12 protein-coding genes are annotated in these 17,009 nt (G+C 69.4%); 7 read left to right on the top strand and 5 right to left on the bottom strand.

Annotation, left to right across the window (positions count from 1 at the left end):
- Positions 1-4 precede the first annotated feature (4 nt).
- The 3 genes from HL658_RS28135 to HL658_RS28145 all read right to left on the bottom strand — a co-directional run bounded on the left by HL658_RS28135 (position 5) and on the right by HL658_RS28145 (position 3,028).
- Entirely contained in the window at positions 5-436 is a 432-nt protein-coding gene (locus HL658_RS28135; RefSeq protein WP_180285631.1) for a PRC-barrel domain-containing protein, read from the bottom strand.
- A gap of 126 nt (positions 437-562) precedes the next feature.
- Positions 563-1,897 carry a hypothetical protein gene (locus HL658_RS28140; protein ID WP_180285630.1) on the bottom strand — a complete coding sequence of 445 codons (1,335 nt, stop codon included), beginning with the start codon at positions 1,895-1,897 and terminating at the stop codon, positions 563-565.
- 27 nt (positions 1,898-1,924) lie between these two features.
- Complete coding sequence (locus HL658_RS28145) at positions 1,925-3,028, bottom strand: hypothetical protein (protein ID WP_180285629.1); 1,104 nt, start codon at positions 3,026-3,028, stop codon at positions 1,925-1,927.
- 190 nt (positions 3,029-3,218) lie between these two features.
- Here HL658_RS28145 and HL658_RS28150 point away from each other — a divergent pair, with 190 nt between their 5' ends.
- The 6 genes from HL658_RS28150 to HL658_RS28175 all read left to right on the top strand — a co-directional run bounded on the left by HL658_RS28150 (position 3,219) and on the right by HL658_RS28175 (position 10,990).
- The gene (locus HL658_RS28150; RefSeq protein ID WP_180285628.1) at positions 3,219-5,180 is read left to right on the top strand and encodes an AsmA family protein; all 1,962 of its coding nucleotides are present in this window, start codon (positions 3,219-3,221) and stop codon (positions 5,178-5,180) included.
- Positions 5,181-5,221: 41 nt separating this feature from the next.
- Entirely contained in the window at positions 5,222-7,006 is a 1,785-nt protein-coding gene (locus HL658_RS28155; RefSeq protein ID WP_180285627.1) for an SLC13 family permease, read from the top strand.
- A gap of 125 nt (positions 7,007-7,131) precedes the next feature.
- Positions 7,132-8,889, top strand: coding sequence for a sensor histidine kinase (locus tag HL658_RS28160; protein ID WP_246337970.1), 1,758 nt, complete (start codon positions 7,132-7,134; stop codon positions 8,887-8,889).
- A 99-nt stretch (positions 8,890-8,988) separates the two neighbouring features.
- Positions 8,989-9,543, top strand: coding sequence for a SiaB family protein kinase (locus tag HL658_RS28165; protein WP_343055374.1), 555 nt, complete (start codon positions 8,989-8,991; stop codon positions 9,541-9,543).
- 2 nt (positions 9,544-9,545) lie between these two features.
- Entirely contained in the window at positions 9,546-9,950 is a 405-nt protein-coding gene (locus HL658_RS28170) for a DUF1987 domain-containing protein (protein ID WP_180285624.1), read from the top strand.
- Positions 9,947-10,990: a sensor histidine kinase gene (locus HL658_RS28175; protein ID WP_180285623.1), complete on the top strand. Its 1,044-nt coding sequence runs from the start codon at positions 9,947-9,949 to the stop codon at positions 10,988-10,990. The genes HL658_RS28170 and HL658_RS28175 overlap by 4 nt, the downstream gene beginning before the upstream one ends.
- A gap of 4 nt (positions 10,991-10,994) precedes the next feature.
- Here the strand turns inward: HL658_RS28175 and HL658_RS28180 are convergent, their stop codons facing one another.
- Positions 10,995-11,726, bottom strand: a complete 732-nt coding sequence (locus HL658_RS28180; RefSeq protein WP_180285622.1) for a response regulator transcription factor — start codon at positions 11,724-11,726, stop codon at positions 10,995-10,997.
- Between the two features lie 209 nt (positions 11,727-11,935).
- Positions 11,936-13,522 (bottom strand): SpoIIE family protein phosphatase, encoded by a 1,587-nt coding sequence (locus HL658_RS28185; protein ID WP_180285621.1) that lies wholly within the window; start codon positions 13,520-13,522, stop codon positions 11,936-11,938.
- A 280-nt stretch (positions 13,523-13,802) separates the two neighbouring features.
- On the opposite strand from HL658_RS28185, the gene HL658_RS28190 reads away from it, so the two are divergent.
- Positions 13,803-16,979, top strand: coding sequence for a PAS domain S-box protein (locus tag HL658_RS28190; protein WP_180285620.1), 3,177 nt, complete (start codon positions 13,803-13,805; stop codon positions 16,977-16,979).
- The last annotated feature ends 30 nt before the right edge of the window (positions 16,980-17,009 follow it).

Consider the following 17,009-nt stretch of genomic DNA (forward strand, 5'->3'; position numbering starts at 1 on the left):
GGCGTCAGCGCAGCGGCTTCACGTCCGGATCGACGCCGCTGGCGGCGGGGGTGTCGGCGTCGTACTGCGGCATGGATTCCAGCTTGTCGCGGTCGGCATCGACGACCACCTGTTTGGCGCCGGTGGAAAGTTTGGCCTCGCTCCACGGCAGGGCCACCCGCCGCTCGCCGATTCCGGCCACGCCGCCCCACTCCAGCACCAGACCGGCGACGGTCCCGTCCGGCTTCACCAGGATGTTCTCCACCGCGCCGACCTTGCGGCCATCGGGCGCGGCCGCGTCGGTGCCGATGAGGTGCTCGACGAGGCGCACCTTGACGTTCGCCGGTGGCGGATTGGCCGCGACCACGGGGTCGCGTGGCGCCAGCGGCGTATCGGACTGGGCCATCGCCGGGGTTGCGACGGATGCGGCGAGGATCAAGGCCGTGAGCGTGCGCATGGGAGCGTCCCTCCGTCTGACGAGCGCGGGTCGACACCCGGCAAACGGCCGTGCGCCACGGATGGTTCCCGCAAGCCCCGTCGGAACGGTTCCCGGCCGGCCCCCGCATGAGGGGTGCCGCGGTGGCTACAACGGCCGGCCCTTCTCCAGAATCTCGGTCAGCACGCGGTTGGCCTCGGTCGGGCCGGCGATCAGTTCGATCAGGCGGACGGCGGTGTAGCCGGCCCTGGTGCCGGCGCCCACCGTCCCGGCCGACCCCAGCGCCTGGCGGGCCGAGGTGGTGAGGGTGCCGATGGTCCGGTCGGTGACGGTGCGCAGTTCGGTGCGCAGGCCGAGGCTGTCGGCCACCACCGCGCATTTGCGCAGCGCGCGGGCGTGGTTCTCGGCGCGCAGCAGGGACTCACGGTCGGGAAATCCGCCGGCGGCCGGGGCCATGGCGGCGATGATGCTGCCATCGGCCTCGTGGAGCACCTGGGTGCGGACCATCTCGTGAACGGCGCCGCGGATGTCCTTCAGGCGCTTGTCGAACTCGTTGCGGCGGCTGACCTCCATGGCGCCGCGGGTGGCGTCCAGGCTGTTGACGAGATCGACCGCAAGGTCGGCGGCGGCCAGCCGGTCGGGTTTGCCCTCGTCCTGGGCGGCGGCGTTCTTGAGGACGCGCACGCGGGTCTCGATCTGCGCCACCACTCCGCCGCTCACCTCCGCGAAGAGGGCGGCGCGGTCGGAGGACTTCTGGCCGAAATCCAGGTTCCACAGGCTGCCCAGCAGCATGGCGGGATCGGCAAGGCGCGCCGCGGCCACCAGCACCAGCACGCGCAACGCCTCCGGCCGCGAGCGCGCAAGCGCCTTGCCGATCGTCTGCACGGCCTGCAGATGGTCGTCGTGCAGCCGCGCGACCGGCTTGGGCGACAGCGCCTTTTTGAGTGCGACGATTTCGCCGGCCGCCGCCAGGGCGTTCCCGACATGCTGGAGCTGGCGGACGCGCGCGGTGTTGAGGCGGATCTCGAGTTCGTCGGCAAGGCGACCGGCCTCGAACGCGGCGGTGACGGCGAAGACCGCCGCGGCGCCCGCGGTCCACAGCTCCAGCGACAGCGCTTCCAGCGCCGGTCCGTCGGCGGATTTCAGCCGCGCGGACAGGTCGGCCACCAGCGTCGCCCCCATCTCCGCCTCCACCAGCGGCCACAGGCGGTTGACGACCACGCGTTCGATGGCGTCCACCGGGGTGCGGTCGCCGGGAAGGGGTGGCTCGAACAGGTCCTCGAAGGGTTCGCAGAACACGCGCTTCAGGGTCGGGCGGCGGCGCGGCTTCACCTCGGCCAGCCGGGGCCGGATCAGCGAGAAGGTCTTCTGCACCTCCGGATTGTGGCCCATGTGCTCCAGCAGCGAGACCACCTCGCGGAACTTCTGCTCGTCGATGTAGAGCAGCTGCTGGCCCAGGATGTTCAGGTCTTCCGCTGCCATCACACCACCTCCATCACACCGCCTCCATCACGCCGCTCTCGTCTTGAGCTGCTCGATCCGCTGCACGAGGTCGGCGTCGAGCTGTCCGGTACGCCAGTCCACATAGGCCCGCACGATCTTGCGGTTGGCCGTCAGCACCTTGCCGGCTTCCAGCGAGAAGTCGATGCGGCCCTCGTCCCTGGGCAGCAGCGGGATGATGCGGAAGATGTCGTGCACCGCCATGTCCTGCTCGTGGCGGCTGCGGCCATGGGCGTCGGCCCACAGCGCCGTGATGTAGTCCCACCCGTCGAGCAGCCAGGACAGCCGCGTGCAGGCGGCCTTCACCTCCTTGCGCTTGGCCTCCCATTGGCGGAGCAGAAGCTCGAAGGCGCTCACCGACTGATCGAGGCGGGTCACCACGTGGCGGACGTGGTTGAGCGTGTGCTCCGCCACCTCCGCGCAGAAGCCGCCGATGGGGCCGGCCTCGCTCTTCGTGGTCGTCGACCATTCGGTCATCGTGTCGTGGAACTTCTGCAGCTCCTTCGCCATGCGCCGCAGCCGCGCCGGCTTGGGCGAGGTGGGAAGCCCCACCGGCTCCATGAACAGCGCCAGCTCCGCCACGCGCGTGTACAGCTCGGTGGCGTCGATGCCCAGGCTCTTGGCGGCGCGGGTCATCGAATCGCGGGTCAGCTTCTCGCCCTGCGCCGAGCCCAGCCCGGCCTTCAGGATCTGGCCCGCGTCCAGCCCCACGGCCTTCAGCACCTCGGTGATGAGCTGGTAGTTGATGAGGAGCCGCTGCTCCTCGTCGTCGCGCATGGCGGCCTCGGCGGCGTCCGCCGCGTTGGGGCCGGCGAGCCCGAACCTGGCGGTCTCCAGCGTCGCCTTACGCAGGTCGTCGGGGGAGCAGCCGCCGCTCTTCATCAGGATATCCTGGAGACAACGGTCGTGCACCGTCATCGGGAAGGCCAGCGGCAGCGATTTCCAGGCCACCACATAGACGCCACGGCCTTCGGAGATGTTGGGGATCAGCACCTCCAGATTGCCGCGCTCGTCCTGCCGCACACGGGTCTGGGCCAGGGTGGGCGTGGTGAACCCCACCGCGGCCCCGCGTTCCTCGAAGGTGGACGGCGCGAAGTTGGTGAGCGAGCGCATGGGCGGGCCGGTCGTTCGGTGGCACGGACGCTGAGCATGATAACGAACAATCCTTAAAAGTTAGATCAAATCCGCGATCGCTCGCCGCGCTGCGGCAGGCGGCCTGTCGGCATGGCCTTTCCGGGGTAAGCCGACACGTCCGCACCCGCCACGCGTTAAGCACAGGCGACGGGAACGGGAGGGTGGCCGCATGGTGGTGCTGAAATGGATCGGGATCGGCCTGCTCGGGCTGGTCGGGCTGATCGCCGGCGGCATCGGCATCCTGGCCGCCGTCTATGACTGGAACGACGCCCGCGATTGGCTTGCCGCGCAGGCCTCCGAGGCCATCGGGCGGGAGGTCCGCATCGAGGGCAACCTGCATGTCGGCCTGGGCGACCCCATCCGCATCCATGTCGAAGGCATCAAGGTCGCCAACGAGCCGTGGGCCGAGGAACCGACCTTCGCCGAGCTGGACGTTCTCGACGCGCAGCTCCGCCTGTGGCCGCTGCTGCGCGGCGACATCGAACTTCCGGAGATCCGCCTGACGCGGCCCAAGCTGGCCATGGAAAAGAACCCGGAGGGGGCGAACAACTGGACCTTCGCCTCCGGCGACCCGCGCGGCAGTGTGGCCGAGGAGGCGACCGTGCCCGACGACCGGCAGGAGGTGCCGATCATCGAGCGTCTGGTGGTGGAGGAGGGGCGCCTGCGCTACCGCGACCCGACCAGCGACGTGGATGTGGACTCCAACCTCAGCACCGCGGTCGGTGGCAGCGGCGAGGAGCAGGTGAGGCTGGACGGCAAGGGCAGCTTCGCCGGAAAGCCCTTCACCGTGACCTTCGAGGGCGGCTCGCTGGAATATCTGCGTGACGATCCCAAGCCCTACCCGCTGCGCCTCGAGGCCGCCGTGGGCGAGACCCGCGCCAAGGTCGAAGGCTCCATCGCCGAGCCGGTCAAGCTGGAGGGTGTCGATCTGTCGGTCGAGCTGCGCGGGCCCGATCTGGCCGAGATTTTCCCCATCGTCGGCATCCCCACGCCCAAGACCCGTCCCTACACCCTGACCGGGCACCTGACCCGTGACGGCACGGTGTGGACGATGGAGGGGATGAAGGGGACGGTGGGGGAGAGCGACCTGAACGGGATGATCGCCGTCGATCTCGGCGGCGAGCGGCCGGTGATCCGGGGCGATCTGACCTCCGAGCGTCTGGCGGCGACCGATCTCGCCGGCTTCGTCGGCGCCTCGCCGCGCGGACCGTCCGACTACGAGACCAAGGCCCGCGGGCGGGTCATCCCCGACACCAAGGTCGATCTGGAGCGGCTGCGTTTCGCCGACATGGATGTCCGCTTCCGCGGCAAGCGGGTGGAGGCGCCCTACGTCCCGCTCGACGGGCTCGACACCCGCATCCGGCTGGAGAACGGCCGCGCCACCATCGATCCGCTGAAGCTCGGCATCGCCGACGGCCGCATCGAGGGGACGACCGTGCTGGACGGCAGCGGCGAGGTGGCGGCGCTCGACACCAATCTGGGGGTCAGCGGGCTGAAGCTGTCCGCCTTCTTCCGCGACACGCCCTTCGCGCGCGACATGGGCGGCATCATCGCCGGGCGCATCCAGCTCAAGGGGCGGGGGGCCACGGTCGCCGACATCGCCGGAAGCGCCGACGGCAAGATCGGGCTGGCGGTCGACAAGGGCCGCGTCACCAGCCTCGCCGAGGCCGGGTTGAAGACCAATGTGCTCGAGACGCTGGGCATCGTGCTGTCGGGCGACGAGCCCGTGCGCTTCAATTGCCTGGTGGCCGATCTCGGCGTGCGCGACGGCGTGATGACCTCCGACGCCATCGTACTGGATACACCGGAAACGCTGGTGATCGGCACCGGCACGGTGAACCTGAAGACGGAGACGCTGGACCTCACCGTGCGCGGCGACGGGAAGAAGGCGCAGGTGGGCGCCACCCATGTGCCGGTGCGGGTCCGCGGCAGCTTCCTCAACCCCGACATCGGCATCGACGCGACCGAGACCGCCGCCCGCGGCGCCGCCGCGGTGGCGCTCGGCGCGCTGCTCACCCCCTTCGCGGCGATCGTGCCGCTGCTCGACCCCGGCGGAGCGGAATCGGCCAATTGCGCCGGGTTGATCGACAAGGCGCGCCAGCCGGCGGGGGCATCCGGCAGCAGCCGCTGACCGGTGTTCATGCGACGCGGATCCATCATCTCACGAGCGACATGACCCTGCCACAGATTCTGGCTTTCACCATCATCGGCGCGGTGGTCGCGCTGCTGATCTGGGACCGTTTGCGCTATGACCTCGTCGGCATGCTGGCGCTGGTCGCCGCCATGGCCGTTGGCATCGTCGAGCCGGCCGACGCGTTCCGCGGCTTTTCCGACGACATCGTGATCATCGTCGGCTCGGCGCTGGTGGTCAGCGCCGGCGTCGGCCGGTCCGGCGTGGTGGAGACGCTGATGCGACCGCTCAGCAGCCGGCTGCGCACGTCCTGGGCGCAGGTGGGCGTGCTGGCGGCCTGCGTCACCGTCCTGTCCGCCATCATCAAGAACATCGGGGCGTTGGCGATCTTCATGCCCATCGCCCTGCAGACGGCGCGGCGGACGGGAACGCCCGCGTCGCGGCTGCTGATGCCGATGGCCTTCGGCTCGCTGCTGGGCGGCCTCATCACGCTGATCGGCACTTCGCCCAACATCATCGTGTCGCGCATGCGCGAGCAGCTGCTGGGCGAACCCTTCCGCATGTTCGACTTCGCACCCGTCGGGCTGACGCTGGCGGCGGCGGGGGTGGCCTTCCTGACGGTGGGCTGGCGGCTGCTGCCGAAGGACCGCGCCTCCTCCTCCGGTCAGCCCGACTTCTCGATCGACGACTTCACGTCCGAGGTGCGGCTGCCCGCCGGCTCTCCCTTCGTGGGCAAGACCGTCTTCGAGCTGGAGGAGGCGGGGGAGGGCGAGGTGACCGTCGCCGCCATCATCCGCGAACGCTACCGGCGCTACGTGCCGTCGGGGCACTGGGTGCTGTTCGAGGACGACATCCTGGTGCTGGAGGCGGACACCCAGGCGCTCGGCCGCTTCGTCGATCGAGCCGGGCTGGCGCTCGTCCCCGCCAAGGAGCTGGAGGGTACCGCCAACGAGGATGATGTCGTGGTGGTGGAGGCGGTGGTCGGGCAGCGCTCGCCGTTGATCGGCAACACGGTCGCCGACCTGCGGCTGCGGGAAGGTTACGGCGTCAACCTGCTGGCGCTCAGCCGGCGCGGCAAGCCGATCCGCCAGCGGCTGCGCCGGGTGCGGTTCCGGTTCGGCGATCTGGTGGTCCTGCAGATGCTGGCCGCCGACGTGAACGCGACGCTGGCCGATCTCGGCTGCCTGCCGCTGGCCGGCCGCGACCTGCCGCTCGGACGGCCTCAGAAACGCCGGCTGGCGCTGGGGATCCTCGCCGCCACGGTGGTGCTGATCGCCACCGGCACGATCCCGGTAACTCCAGCCTTCTTCGGCGCCGCGGTCGCCATGATGGCGTTCCGCGTGCTTTCGCCGAAGGAGGCCTACGACGCCGTGGAGTGGCCGATCCTGATCCTGCTGGGCTCCCTGATCCCCGTCAGCGAGGCCCTGCGGACGACCGGAGGGACGGAGCTGCTGGCCGGCTGGCTGTCGGTGGCGGCGCATGGCCTGCCGCCGATTGGGGCGCTCGCCCTGATGCTGGTGGCGGCGATGGCGGTCACGCCCTTCCTGAACAACGCCGCGACCGTTCTGGTGATGGCGCCCATCGCGGCCAGCCTGGCCGGGCATCTGGGGCTCAGTCCCGACCCCTTCCTGATGGCGGTGGCGGTGGGGGCGGGGTGCGACTTTCTGACGCCCATCGGGCACCAGTGCAACACGCTGGTGATGGGACCCGGCGGTTACCGTTTCGGTGATTACTGGAGGCTCGGCCTGCCGCTCTCCCTTCTGGTCGTGGTTCTGGGCACGGTGGCGATCGCGCTGGTCTGGCCGCTGGCCCCCCATGCCGGGTGAGCGGCGGCGCCGTTGAAACCCTTTTCGGTGCATGACGGTGGGCGCTATTCAACGTTTGACGGTCGCGTGCCTTCGGTGCTTCCTACACCGATGATGGACGTTGAACGGCGGCTGCGGCGATGGTGATGGACGACCTGTTGTTCGGGCCGGACGACGATCAGCCGGGCCAGGACGACGCCGGCGCGACGCCCGCCGCCGAGCCCTGGACCATCCTGGTCGTCGATGACGAGCCGCAGGTGCACGCGATGACCAGCGTGCTGCTGCGCGACTTCGAGTTCGAGGGACGGCCCTTCCAGATCGTCAGCGCGCTGTCGGCGGCGGAGGCGCGGCGCACCCTGGCCATCCGCCCGGACTTTCCGGTGGCGCTCATCGACGTGGTGATGGAGCAGGAGGACGCCGGCCTGCGTCTGGTCCGCCACATCCGCGAGGATCTCGGCAACCACCGCATGCGCATCATCCTGCGCACCGGGCAGCCGGGCCAGGCGCCGGAGCGCGAGGTGGTCGTCGGCTACGACATCAACGACTACAAGTCCAAGACCGAGCTGACCGCGCAGAAGCTCTACACGTCCCTGGTCAGCGGGCTCCGGGCGTGGCGCGACATCGTCACCATCGAGCGGCAGAGACAGGGGCTGGAGCGCATCCTGTCCGCCTCCTCCCGGCTGTTCGCGACCCGGTCCATGCGGGCGCTGGTGGAAGGCATGGTGGAGCAGCTCGCCAGGGTCGTCGACCACGTGGAGGGTGGCGCCATTCTCGCCTGCCGGCCGACCGACCGCGCCGACCGGTCGCGGGCGCTGACCATCATCGCCGGCACCGGGCGGCACGCCGCCCATGTCGGCGTTCCCGCCACCGACGCCCTGCCGGTCGACGCGGTGGCCGCCATCGCCGAGGCCTTCGCCACCGAGACCAGCCGCTTCGGCGAGCATCGCTGCGTGCTGGTGTTCCGCACGCTGGAGCATGGCACCACCGTCTTCGCGCTCGATCGGCCGGAGCCTTACAGCCTGGACGAGCAGCGCCTGCTGGAGGTGTTCTGCCAGCGCATGTCGGTGGGGTTCGACAACGTGTGCCTCTACGAGGATCTCGTCACCCTCAACCAGACGCTGGAGCGCCGGGTCGCCGACCGCACGGCGGAATTGGCCGCCAACCAGAAGGCGCTGATCCTCGCCAAGGAACGGGCGGAGCTGGCGCTGGAGCGCGAGTTGCAGGCCAAGCACGAGCAGCGCCAGTTCCTCGCCATGGTCTCTCACGAGTTCCGCACGCCGCTCGCCGTCATCGACAGCGCCGCCCAGCTCCTCACCCGCCGGGCGCAGACCACCGACACCGGGATGCTCGATCGGCTCGGCGCCATCCGCATGGGGGTGCAGCGCCTGACCATGCTGATCGATTCCTACCTGACCGACGAACGGCTCCAATCCGGAAACATGGTGCCGGATTTCGGCACGGTGGACCCGCGGGCGCTGGTGCGCTCGACGCTGGAGCCCTTCCTGCTGGCCTATCCCGGGCACCAGTTCGACACCGCCCTGGACGGGCTGCCCGCCGCGCTCTACGGCGACGGGCATCTGCTCGGGCTGGTGCTGGTCAATTTGATAAACAATGCGATAAAATATTCCGAATCGCCGGCGCGCATCACGGTGAGCGGTGGGTGCGACGGGGTGAACCTGTATCTGGAGGTCGCCGACCGCGGCTGTGGCATTCCGGAAAACGAGCGGGCGCGGGTGTTCGACCGCTTCTTCCGGGGGACCAACGCCGGCGGTGTGCCCGGTACCGGAATCGGGCTGCACACGGTGCAGCAGATCGTGCAGCTCCATGGAGGGGCGATCCGGGTCGACAGCCGTGTCGGCCAAGGGACGGCCTTCCGGGTGCTGCTGCCACTGGCGACCGAGTGACCGGAGCGCCGGGTGCCGGACGCACCGGTACGGACCGCTGCGGTGCCGGTGCTTTTGTGTTAGTTTGGGCGCAGACGCGCGTTTCGATGGATGGATGCCGTGTTGCTGGCACAGGAATACTCCGCGTTCAAACGCGAACTCGACCAGAAGGGAATCATCTTCTCCTTCAGCGGCTATCTGTCGGAAGGGATCCTCTACTCGCTGGGCGAGGCCCTGCGGGAGAAGATGGCACTGGAGGAGATGGACGGCCCGACCGTGCGCCGGGTCTTCTCGGTCTTTGTCGAGCAGATGCAGAACATCGTCCGTTATTCGGCCGAGAAGCTGGCGCGTGATGATCCCCAGCCCATCGAGCTGAGCGCCGGCATGGTGACCATCGGCACCGAGAACGACACCTTCTTCATCGTCTGCGGCAACGCGGTCCACAACCGCGATGTGCCAAGGCTGCGCGAGCGGCTCGAGTTCCTGAAGGGGCTGGACCGGGAGGGTATCAAGACCCACTACCGCGAGCAGCTCCGCGAGAACCCGGAGGAGGGGAGCCGCGGCGCCACCATCGGCCTGATCGAGATCGCGCGGCGTGCCAGCCAGCCCATCGAATATGATTTCGCCGAGATGGACGGCGGCAAATCCTTTTTCTGTCTGAAGGTGCGCGTGTGATCATGACCACGGAACGTTTGCGGATCGCAGCCACCGGACGTTCGCCGGAAGTCGATTTCGACTTCGATTCCGGCGTCCTGCGCCTGAAGGGCGAGTCCTACCCCGACGACGTGGCGGCGTTCTTCGGCCCGGTCCTGGGGGCGTTGCGGAGCTATCTCGGCGAATCCGCGCCGCAGCCCATCCGTTTCGATATGGAGCTGATGTACTTCAACAGCTCCAGCGCCAAGGCCCTGATGAATGTTTTCCAGATGCTGGAAGGTGCCGCCAAGCAGGGCCGTCCGGTCGTCGTCAACTGGTACCACGAGCCGGACGACGAGGCGATGCAGGAGCTGGGCGAGGATTTCTCGCTCGACCTGCAGCATGTGAAATTCAATCTGAAGGAATCGCCGGCGGGCGGGGGTCGATGAGCTTCACCCTATTCGATGCCGAGGAGCAGGCGATCGAGCAGGCCCGCCTCCTGCGGGACCGGCTGGCGTCGGCCGCGCCGGAATGCTGCGAGGACGTCGATGCCCTGGTCGAGGCCTTCAAGCGGAGCTACCGGGAACAGCAGCGGCTGGTCCGCGTCAGCGACCGCCTGCAGGGCCAGCTCGCCGCCGCGACCCAGGAGGCCGAACGGCGCCGCCGGGAGGCGGAGACCGCTTTCCAGCAGCTCAAGGAGGCGCAGGAGGTGCTGGTCCGCGCCGAGAAGCTGGCCTCGCTCGGCGCCCTCGTGGCCGGCGTCGCGCACGAGATCAACACCCCCGTCGGCATCGCCGTGTCCTGCGCGTCGCACCTGTCGGACGCCACCGGAAAGCTGAAGACCCGCGTCGAGGGCGGCGGGCTCGGGCGCACGGACTTCCAGCGCTACCTGACCACCGCCATCGACACCACCGCGCTGATCCTCGCCAACTGCGAACGGGCGGCGCGGCTCATCCACAGCTTCAAGCAGGTGGCGGTGGACCGCGCGAGCTCCGAACGACGCCGATTCGGCCTGAGCGCCTACATCCAGGAGACCCTGGTCAGCCTGCAGCCGAACCTGCGCATGGGCAACCACAGTGTCACCGTGGAATGCCCGGACGACCTGGAGATGGACGGGTTCCCCGGCGTGCTGTCGCAGATCCTCACCAACCTGGTGATGAACTCGCTGACCCACGCCTATGACGACGGGCAGTCCGGCCGCCTGTCCATCACCATCACGCAGCCGGACGCCGACACCGTGCTGCTGGTCTACACCGACGATGGCAAGGGCATCCCGCCCGACCATCTGTCCCACATCTTCGAGCCGTTCTTCACCACCCGGCGGGGGGAGGGCGGCAGCGGGCTGGGGCTCCACATCGTCCACAACCTCGCCGTCGGGCCGCTGCGCGGCGGTATCGCGGTGGAGAGCGGAGTCGGCCAGGGCACCAGCTTCACCCTGACCTTCCCCCGCCACACGCCGGAGACCGACGGGGCCGAGGCGGCGGGCTGACCGCCTACAGCACCCGGATCGGTGCGGAGAACACGTAGCCCACCCCGTGCACCGACTTGAGCGGGGCCGCGTCGCCCAGCGCCGCCTCGATCTTGTGGCGCAGGCGCCCGACGACGGTGTCGATCGAGCGGTCCTCCGGGTTCCAGCGGCGGTTGTAGAGCGCCTGGCAGAGCTGGTCGCGAGACACCGCCTGTCGCGCGTGCTGCGCCAGCACCGTCGCCAGCCGCATCTCCATGCTGGTCAGGGGGATTCGCACGCCGCGCGGGCTCGTCATCGACCAGTCGGTGGCGTTGAGCTGCCAGCGCTCCTCCTCCACCGCGTCGGACGTCTCCGCCGGAGCCGGCGGCGCCGGAGCGGCGGCGAACTGGGCGCTGTCCAGCCGTCGCAGAAGCGACTTTACCTGGGCTTCCAGCTCGCGCATCTCCACCGGCTTCACGAGATAGGCGTCGGCCCCGATCTCCAGCCCGACCACGCGATCGACCGTCGATGTCCGGGCGGTGACCATGATCACGCCGAGCCGGCGCTCGCGCAGCCGTGCCGCGATCTTGAAACCGTCCTCACCGGGCAGGTTCACATCGAGCACGACCACCGATGCGTCATGCTTCGCCAGCATGTCGTCCAACTCGCGCCCGTGCTGGGCGCCGTAGGCGTCGAATCCACAGTCCCTCAGATACTCGACCATGTCACGTCGAAGCGACGATTCGTCTTCGACCACGATCAGGACGGGCGCCGTCATGGGGCCATTGTCTCCAGTTAGCCGTCTCGCTCAGAGATTGGAGTGCAGCATACGCGGTAATGCATTTCATTGGGAGAGAAAGCACACAGCCAGGAAGGTCTTTTGCGCCCCGCCCTGCGCAACGATATAACATGCTAGACGCAACGACCGCATCAGGGCGCTACAACGGCATGCCTTGTCACAGCGACGCACCCATGTGCGGCGCGACGTCAGTCCGCCGCGAGCGCCCCGCGATCGGACGGCTGCAGCGCGTGGCCATGGTCCTCGCGCACACGGAAGCCGATGAGCGTGATGTCGTCGCGCTGCACCCGGCCATGCTGGTACTCGCTGAGAAAGCGTTCGAACAGCGTCTGTTGCTGCTCCAGCGGCAGCCGCCAGTGCTCGGCCAGCATGGACTTCAGCCGGCCCTTGCCGAAGCTGAGCCCCCGCTCGCCGCCGGACTGGTCGGTGATCCCGTCGGTGCCGAGATAGAAGGCGCGCCCTGGCGTCAGCACGACCTCGCGGTTGGTGAATCGCGGCACGTCGCCGCCACGCCGGTAACCCAAGCTCTCCCGGTCGCCGCGCAGCTCCGTCACACCCTCCGCCGACACGGTGAATAGGGAGATGCGCCCGCCGGAGAACACCATCCGCCCCTCGCCGGGGGCGACGTAGCAGAGCCCCATGTCCAGGCCGTTGTCGTCGAAGCTGCCATCCACGGGCGCATCGCCCTGGTGCAGGGCGGCGCGCACCTCCCGGTCCACGGCTTCCAGGACACGCGCGGGATCGGCGGCACCCAACCGGTCGATGACGGTGTTCAGAACGGCGCTGGCGGTCATCGTCATGAAGGCGCCCGGCACCCCGTGCCCGGTGCAGTCGGCGACGCCGATGACGATGCCGTCGTCCGTTTCCCGGCAGAAATAGAAGTCTCCGCTCACCACCTCGCGCGGGCGCCAGATGATGCAGTGCTCGGCCAGGACGGTGCCGAGAATGTCGCGCGTCGGCAGGATCGAGGTTTGGATGAGCTGGGCGTAGTTGATGCTGTCGGTGAGCTGCCGGTTGCGCTCGGCCAGCGTGTCGTTCAGCGTGGTCAGCGCCTCGGTGCGCTCGCGCACGCGCTGTTCCAGAAGTTCGGTGTGGTCCTGGACCCTCACCGCCATGTCGTTGAAATTGCGGGTGAGCAGGCCGATCTCGTCGGTCCGCTCGCTGTCGATCCGCGCGTGGTAGTTGCCGCGGGCCAGCTCCTGGGTGGCGCGGGTGAGCCGGCTCAACGGGCGCAGCACCTGGGAATTCAGGGCGACGCTGATCACCGTGATGGCCGCCACCAGCGACAGCAGCAGCAACCCGCCGACCGGGGCCAGGGCGCGGAAGGTGGCGTCGTGCACCTCGTCCAGCGAATAGACCAGCCGAACCGTGCCCACCCGTTCGAGCCGCTCGGTGGGGCCGCGGACCATGATCGGCTTCTCGATGGTGGTGCTGGCCCCGCGGGAGGTTCCCCGTCCGGTCTCCGCCAGCGGGGTGGGCTTGTCCGGCTCGAACACCATGATGGAACCGATGGCGGGATCGCGGGCCTGCAGGGCGTCGATCATCCCCTGGACCATGCGATCGTTCAGCTCCCACACCGGCTCGGCCAGGGAATCGGCGTGCAGGGCGGCGACCAGTTCGGCGCGCCGCATCAGGCTGTCGGTCTGCTGGCTCTCGGTCACCTCGACCGACACGGCCAGCGCCATGACACCGACGACGACCGTCGTGGACAGAATGATGACGTTGATCCGGGTCAGCAGCGATACGGCGATCGTCGAGGCGCGGCCCCTTATCATGCTTCCGTCCCGTGAACTGCCGGTGTCCGTCCGTTCGGCCGAGATTACCCGGTTTGGGCGGCGGCGGGCAACCGCAAGCCCGCGGCCGAGGAAGGCAGGACCCGTGAAAACGCCATCCGAAAGGCGTAGATAGAGTGCTGCGCCCCGATCCGCCGGCCACCGCCCGGCAAGCGGTGGCCGCGGCGGCGGGTGGCCAGGGGGTGTCGGCAGGGGCATGGTGGATCAGGACAGGGGACATCGACGCTTCGCGGTGGCGATATGGGCTGGAACCGCGGCCATCGTGGCGGCACTCTGGGGGCTCGCGCTGCTGCTGATCGTCTCCGGCGAACGTCAGGCGGCGGCGCGGGCCGAGCGCGACACCGGCAACCTCGCGCGCATCATCGCCGAGCAGACGGAGCGGGTGATCTCCGAGGCCGATCAGATCCTGCGCTACGTCGGTTACGACATCCGCAAGTTCGGCCATTGGCACCCCAACCTGCGAGAGGTGATGCGCGAGGCGAAGGGGCGCTCCGACGTGCTGGTGCAGCTCTCGATCGTCGATGCCGACGGGCGGCTGGCGCAGACCAGCGTCGATTCGGCCCCGGCGCGGATCAATCTGTCCGACCGCGAGCATTTCCGTGTCCAGCGCGAGAACCCCGCGCGCGGCCTCTTCATCAGCAAGCCTGTCTTCGGCCGGACGTCCGGCCGCTGGTCCCTCCAGCTGACGCGCGCCATCGAGACGGGGGACGGTGATTTCGGCGGGGTGCTGGTGGCGTCCATCGACCCCTTCTACTTCAGCCGGACCTTCCAGGAGCTGGACGTCGGGGATGGCGGTGCCATCGCCATCATCGGGCTGGACGGCATCCTGCGCGCGCAGTCCGGCATCGATGATCTGTCGATCGGTGCCGATCTCGGCGACAGCGAACTGATGACCATCGCGCGCCGGCAGGGCACGGGCTTCACCAGGACCACCGGCCCGGCGGACCGGAAGCGGCGGCTGATCGCCTTCCGCACCCTCCCGAACCACCCGCTGATGGTCATCGCCAGCTTTTCCGAGAGCGCCTTCGACGCCGATCTGCTGACCCGGCGCACGATCTATCTGGGGTCGGTGGCCGCCTGCACGGCGGCCCTCCTGGCACTGGCCTGGCTGGCCGCCCGCCAATCCGCACGGCAGGCGATGGCCCAGGCGATGGCGCGTGAGACGGAAGGGCGGTTGCGGGAGAGCGAGCAGCGCTTCCGCGACGTGGCGGAGACGGCGTCGGACTGGTTCTGGGAAATGGGTCCCGACCTCCGCTTCACCAACCTGACCGGGCCGCTCGCGCCGGAACTGTCGAAGGGTCGAAGCCTGATCGGCTGCACCCGCCAGGAGGTGGCCGTCCGCGAAGCCGGCGACGACGCCAAATGGGAGGATCACCATCGCATTCTGGCCGAGCACCGTCCTTTCCGGAGTTTCGAATACCGGGCGCGGCTGGCCGCCGGCGAACGGGTGTTCAGCGTGAGCGGACGGCCGATCTTCGGCGAGTCCGGCCGGTTCCTGGGATACCGCGGCTCCGCCACCGACATCACCGAGCGCAAGATGGCCGAGGAGAGGCTGCTGGCGAGTGAGACGCGCTACCGCCGCATGGTCGATGCGGTGGGGCAGCCCATCCTCACCTTCGACCGGTCCGGCATCATCGACGGCGTGAATCCGGCGGCCGAACGGCTTTTCGGATACACCGCCGCCGATGTGGTGGGGAGCCGCGTCACGACTCTGGTGCCGGCGATCATGGACGCCGTACGGGCCGTCATGGAGCGGGGCGCCGACGCCCGGCTGGAGACCACCGGCCGCCGCGGCGATGGCTCGGCCTTTCCCCTGGAGATGGTTCTGGCGAGCTGGCGGGTCGATGACCGCCGGCTGGTGACCGGGATCATCCGCGACATCACGGCCCAGAAGCAGATCGAGGACGATCTGCGGCAGGCCCGCGACTCGGCCGACCGCGCCAACCGGCTGAAGGGCGAGTTCCTGGCGACCATGAGCCACGAGATCCGCACGCCGATGAACGGCATCCTCGGCGCCCTCGAACTTTTGGAGGGGCCGAACCTGGACGCCGGGCAGCGCCACCTGATCGACATCGCCCGCCGCTCGGGCGCCGGTCTCCAGCAGATCATCGACGACGTGCTCGACCTGTCGAAGCTGGAGGCCGGCCGCATAGCGATCGAGCCGGTCGATTTCGACCTCCGCCAGCTCCTGCGCGACGTGGTGGACCTGCTGCGCCCGCTGGCCATCGACAAGTCGCTGTCCCTTGGGTGGGGGATCGGGGAGGGAGTGCCGGCCCGCTTGCGGTCCGATCCCGTCCGGCTGCGCCAGATCCTGATCAACCTGATCGGGAACGCGATCAAGTTCACCCCGGCCGGCAGCGTGGAGGTCCGGGCCGAGCGTGCCGGGACGGGCGGGGACGGCGGCCTGCTGCTGCGGCTTTCGGTGGCCGACACGGGCATCGGCATCCCGGACGACCTCCGGCCCCGGCTGTTCCAGCGCTTCACCCAGGGCGACGGCTCGACCACCCGACGGTTCGGCGGCACCGGGCTGGGGCTCGCCATCTGCCGGGAACTGACGACGCTGCTCGGCGGCGACATCGGTGTCGACAGCGTGGAAGGGGAGGGCAGCGTCTTCCATCTCACCATTCCCTGCCGGCCCGCCACCGCCGCGGCCGAGGCGCCGGCCGAGCCGGCCGTCGTGGCGAACCGGTCGCTGTCGGTCCTGGTGGCGGAGGACAACGAGGTGAGCCGCAGCATCGTCACCGCGATCCTCGAACGCGCCGGCCACAGGGTGACCGCCGTCGACGACGGGCTGAAGGCGCTGGAGGCGGCGGCCCGCGGCGGCTTCGACGCGCTGCTGATGGATGTGCAGATGCCCACCCTGGACGGTCCGGAGGCGACGCGCCGCATCCGCGCTCTGCCCGGTCCGGCGGGCGCGGTGCCGATCGTGGCGCTGACCGCCAACGCGATGAAGGGCCATCGGGAGGCTCTGCTGGCCGACGGAATGACCGACTATCTGACGAAACCGGTCAACCCGTCGATCCTGCTGGCGACCCTGGCCCGCGTAGCCGGTCCGTCGGCACCGGCGTGGGAGCCGCCGCCGCCGGTCGCCGGCTCGCCTGTGGACGGGCCGCCCCTCGACGAGGTCCAGACGCGCAGCGTGTTCGACGCGGTCGGTCCCGCCGTCTGGGTGGTGGCGCTGGACACCTTCGAACGCAGCGCGGCCGATCTGGCGGCCGACATCCGCACCGCGATCGAGGACGGCTCGGGCCCGCGCCCTCCGGCCCACGCGCTGAAAGGGGCTGCGGGAAGCATCGGCGCGGCGCGGCTGGCCCGGCTCGCCGCCCGGATCGAGACGGCGTCGCCGGACGACCTGCCACGATTGGGCGGTCGGCTGGACGGTGAGCTGCAGGCCACCATGGCGGCGCTCCGGGCATTCGGTGCGGAAACTGTGGCATGAGTGCAACTATGCCCGTGACATCGGTGTCGC

This window comes from Azospirillum oleiclasticum (assembly GCF_013423485.1).
In the GTDB taxonomy this organism is placed as follows: Bacteria; Pseudomonadota; Alphaproteobacteria; order Azospirillales; family Azospirillaceae; genus Azospirillum; species Azospirillum oleiclasticum.

Excerpts from the sequence above, each read along its gene's own strand:
- HL658_RS28135 (WP_180285631.1), bottom strand. The coding sequence starts at position 436 with ATGCGCACGCTCACGGCCTTGATCCTCGCCGCATCCGTCGCAACCCCG.
- HL658_RS28140 (WP_180285630.1), bottom strand. The coding sequence starts at position 1,897 with ATGGCAGCGGAAGACCTGAACATCCTGGGCCAGCAGCTGCTCTACATC.
- HL658_RS28145 (WP_180285629.1), bottom strand. The coding sequence starts at position 3,028 with ATGCGCTCGCTCACCAACTTCGCGCCGTCCACCTTCGAGGAACGCGGG.
- HL658_RS28150 (WP_180285628.1), top strand. The coding sequence starts at position 3,219 with ATGGTGGTGCTGAAATGGATCGGGATCGGCCTGCTCGGGCTGGTCGGG.
- HL658_RS28155 (WP_180285627.1), top strand. The coding sequence starts at position 5,222 with ATGACCCTGCCACAGATTCTGGCTTTCACCATCATCGGCGCGGTGGTC.
- HL658_RS28160 (WP_246337970.1), top strand. The coding sequence starts at position 7,132 with ATGGACGACCTGTTGTTCGGGCCGGACGACGATCAGCCGGGCCAGGAC.
- HL658_RS28170 (WP_180285624.1), top strand. The coding sequence starts at position 9,546 with ATGACCACGGAACGTTTGCGGATCGCAGCCACCGGACGTTCGCCGGAA.
- HL658_RS28175 (WP_180285623.1), top strand. The coding sequence starts at position 9,947 with ATGAGCTTCACCCTATTCGATGCCGAGGAGCAGGCGATCGAGCAGGCC.
- HL658_RS28180 (WP_180285622.1), bottom strand. The coding sequence starts at position 11,726 with ATGACGGCGCCCGTCCTGATCGTGGTCGAAGACGAATCGTCGCTTCGA.
- HL658_RS28185 (WP_180285621.1), bottom strand. The coding sequence starts at position 13,522 with ATGATAAGGGGCCGCGCCTCGACGATCGCCGTATCGCTGCTGACCCGG.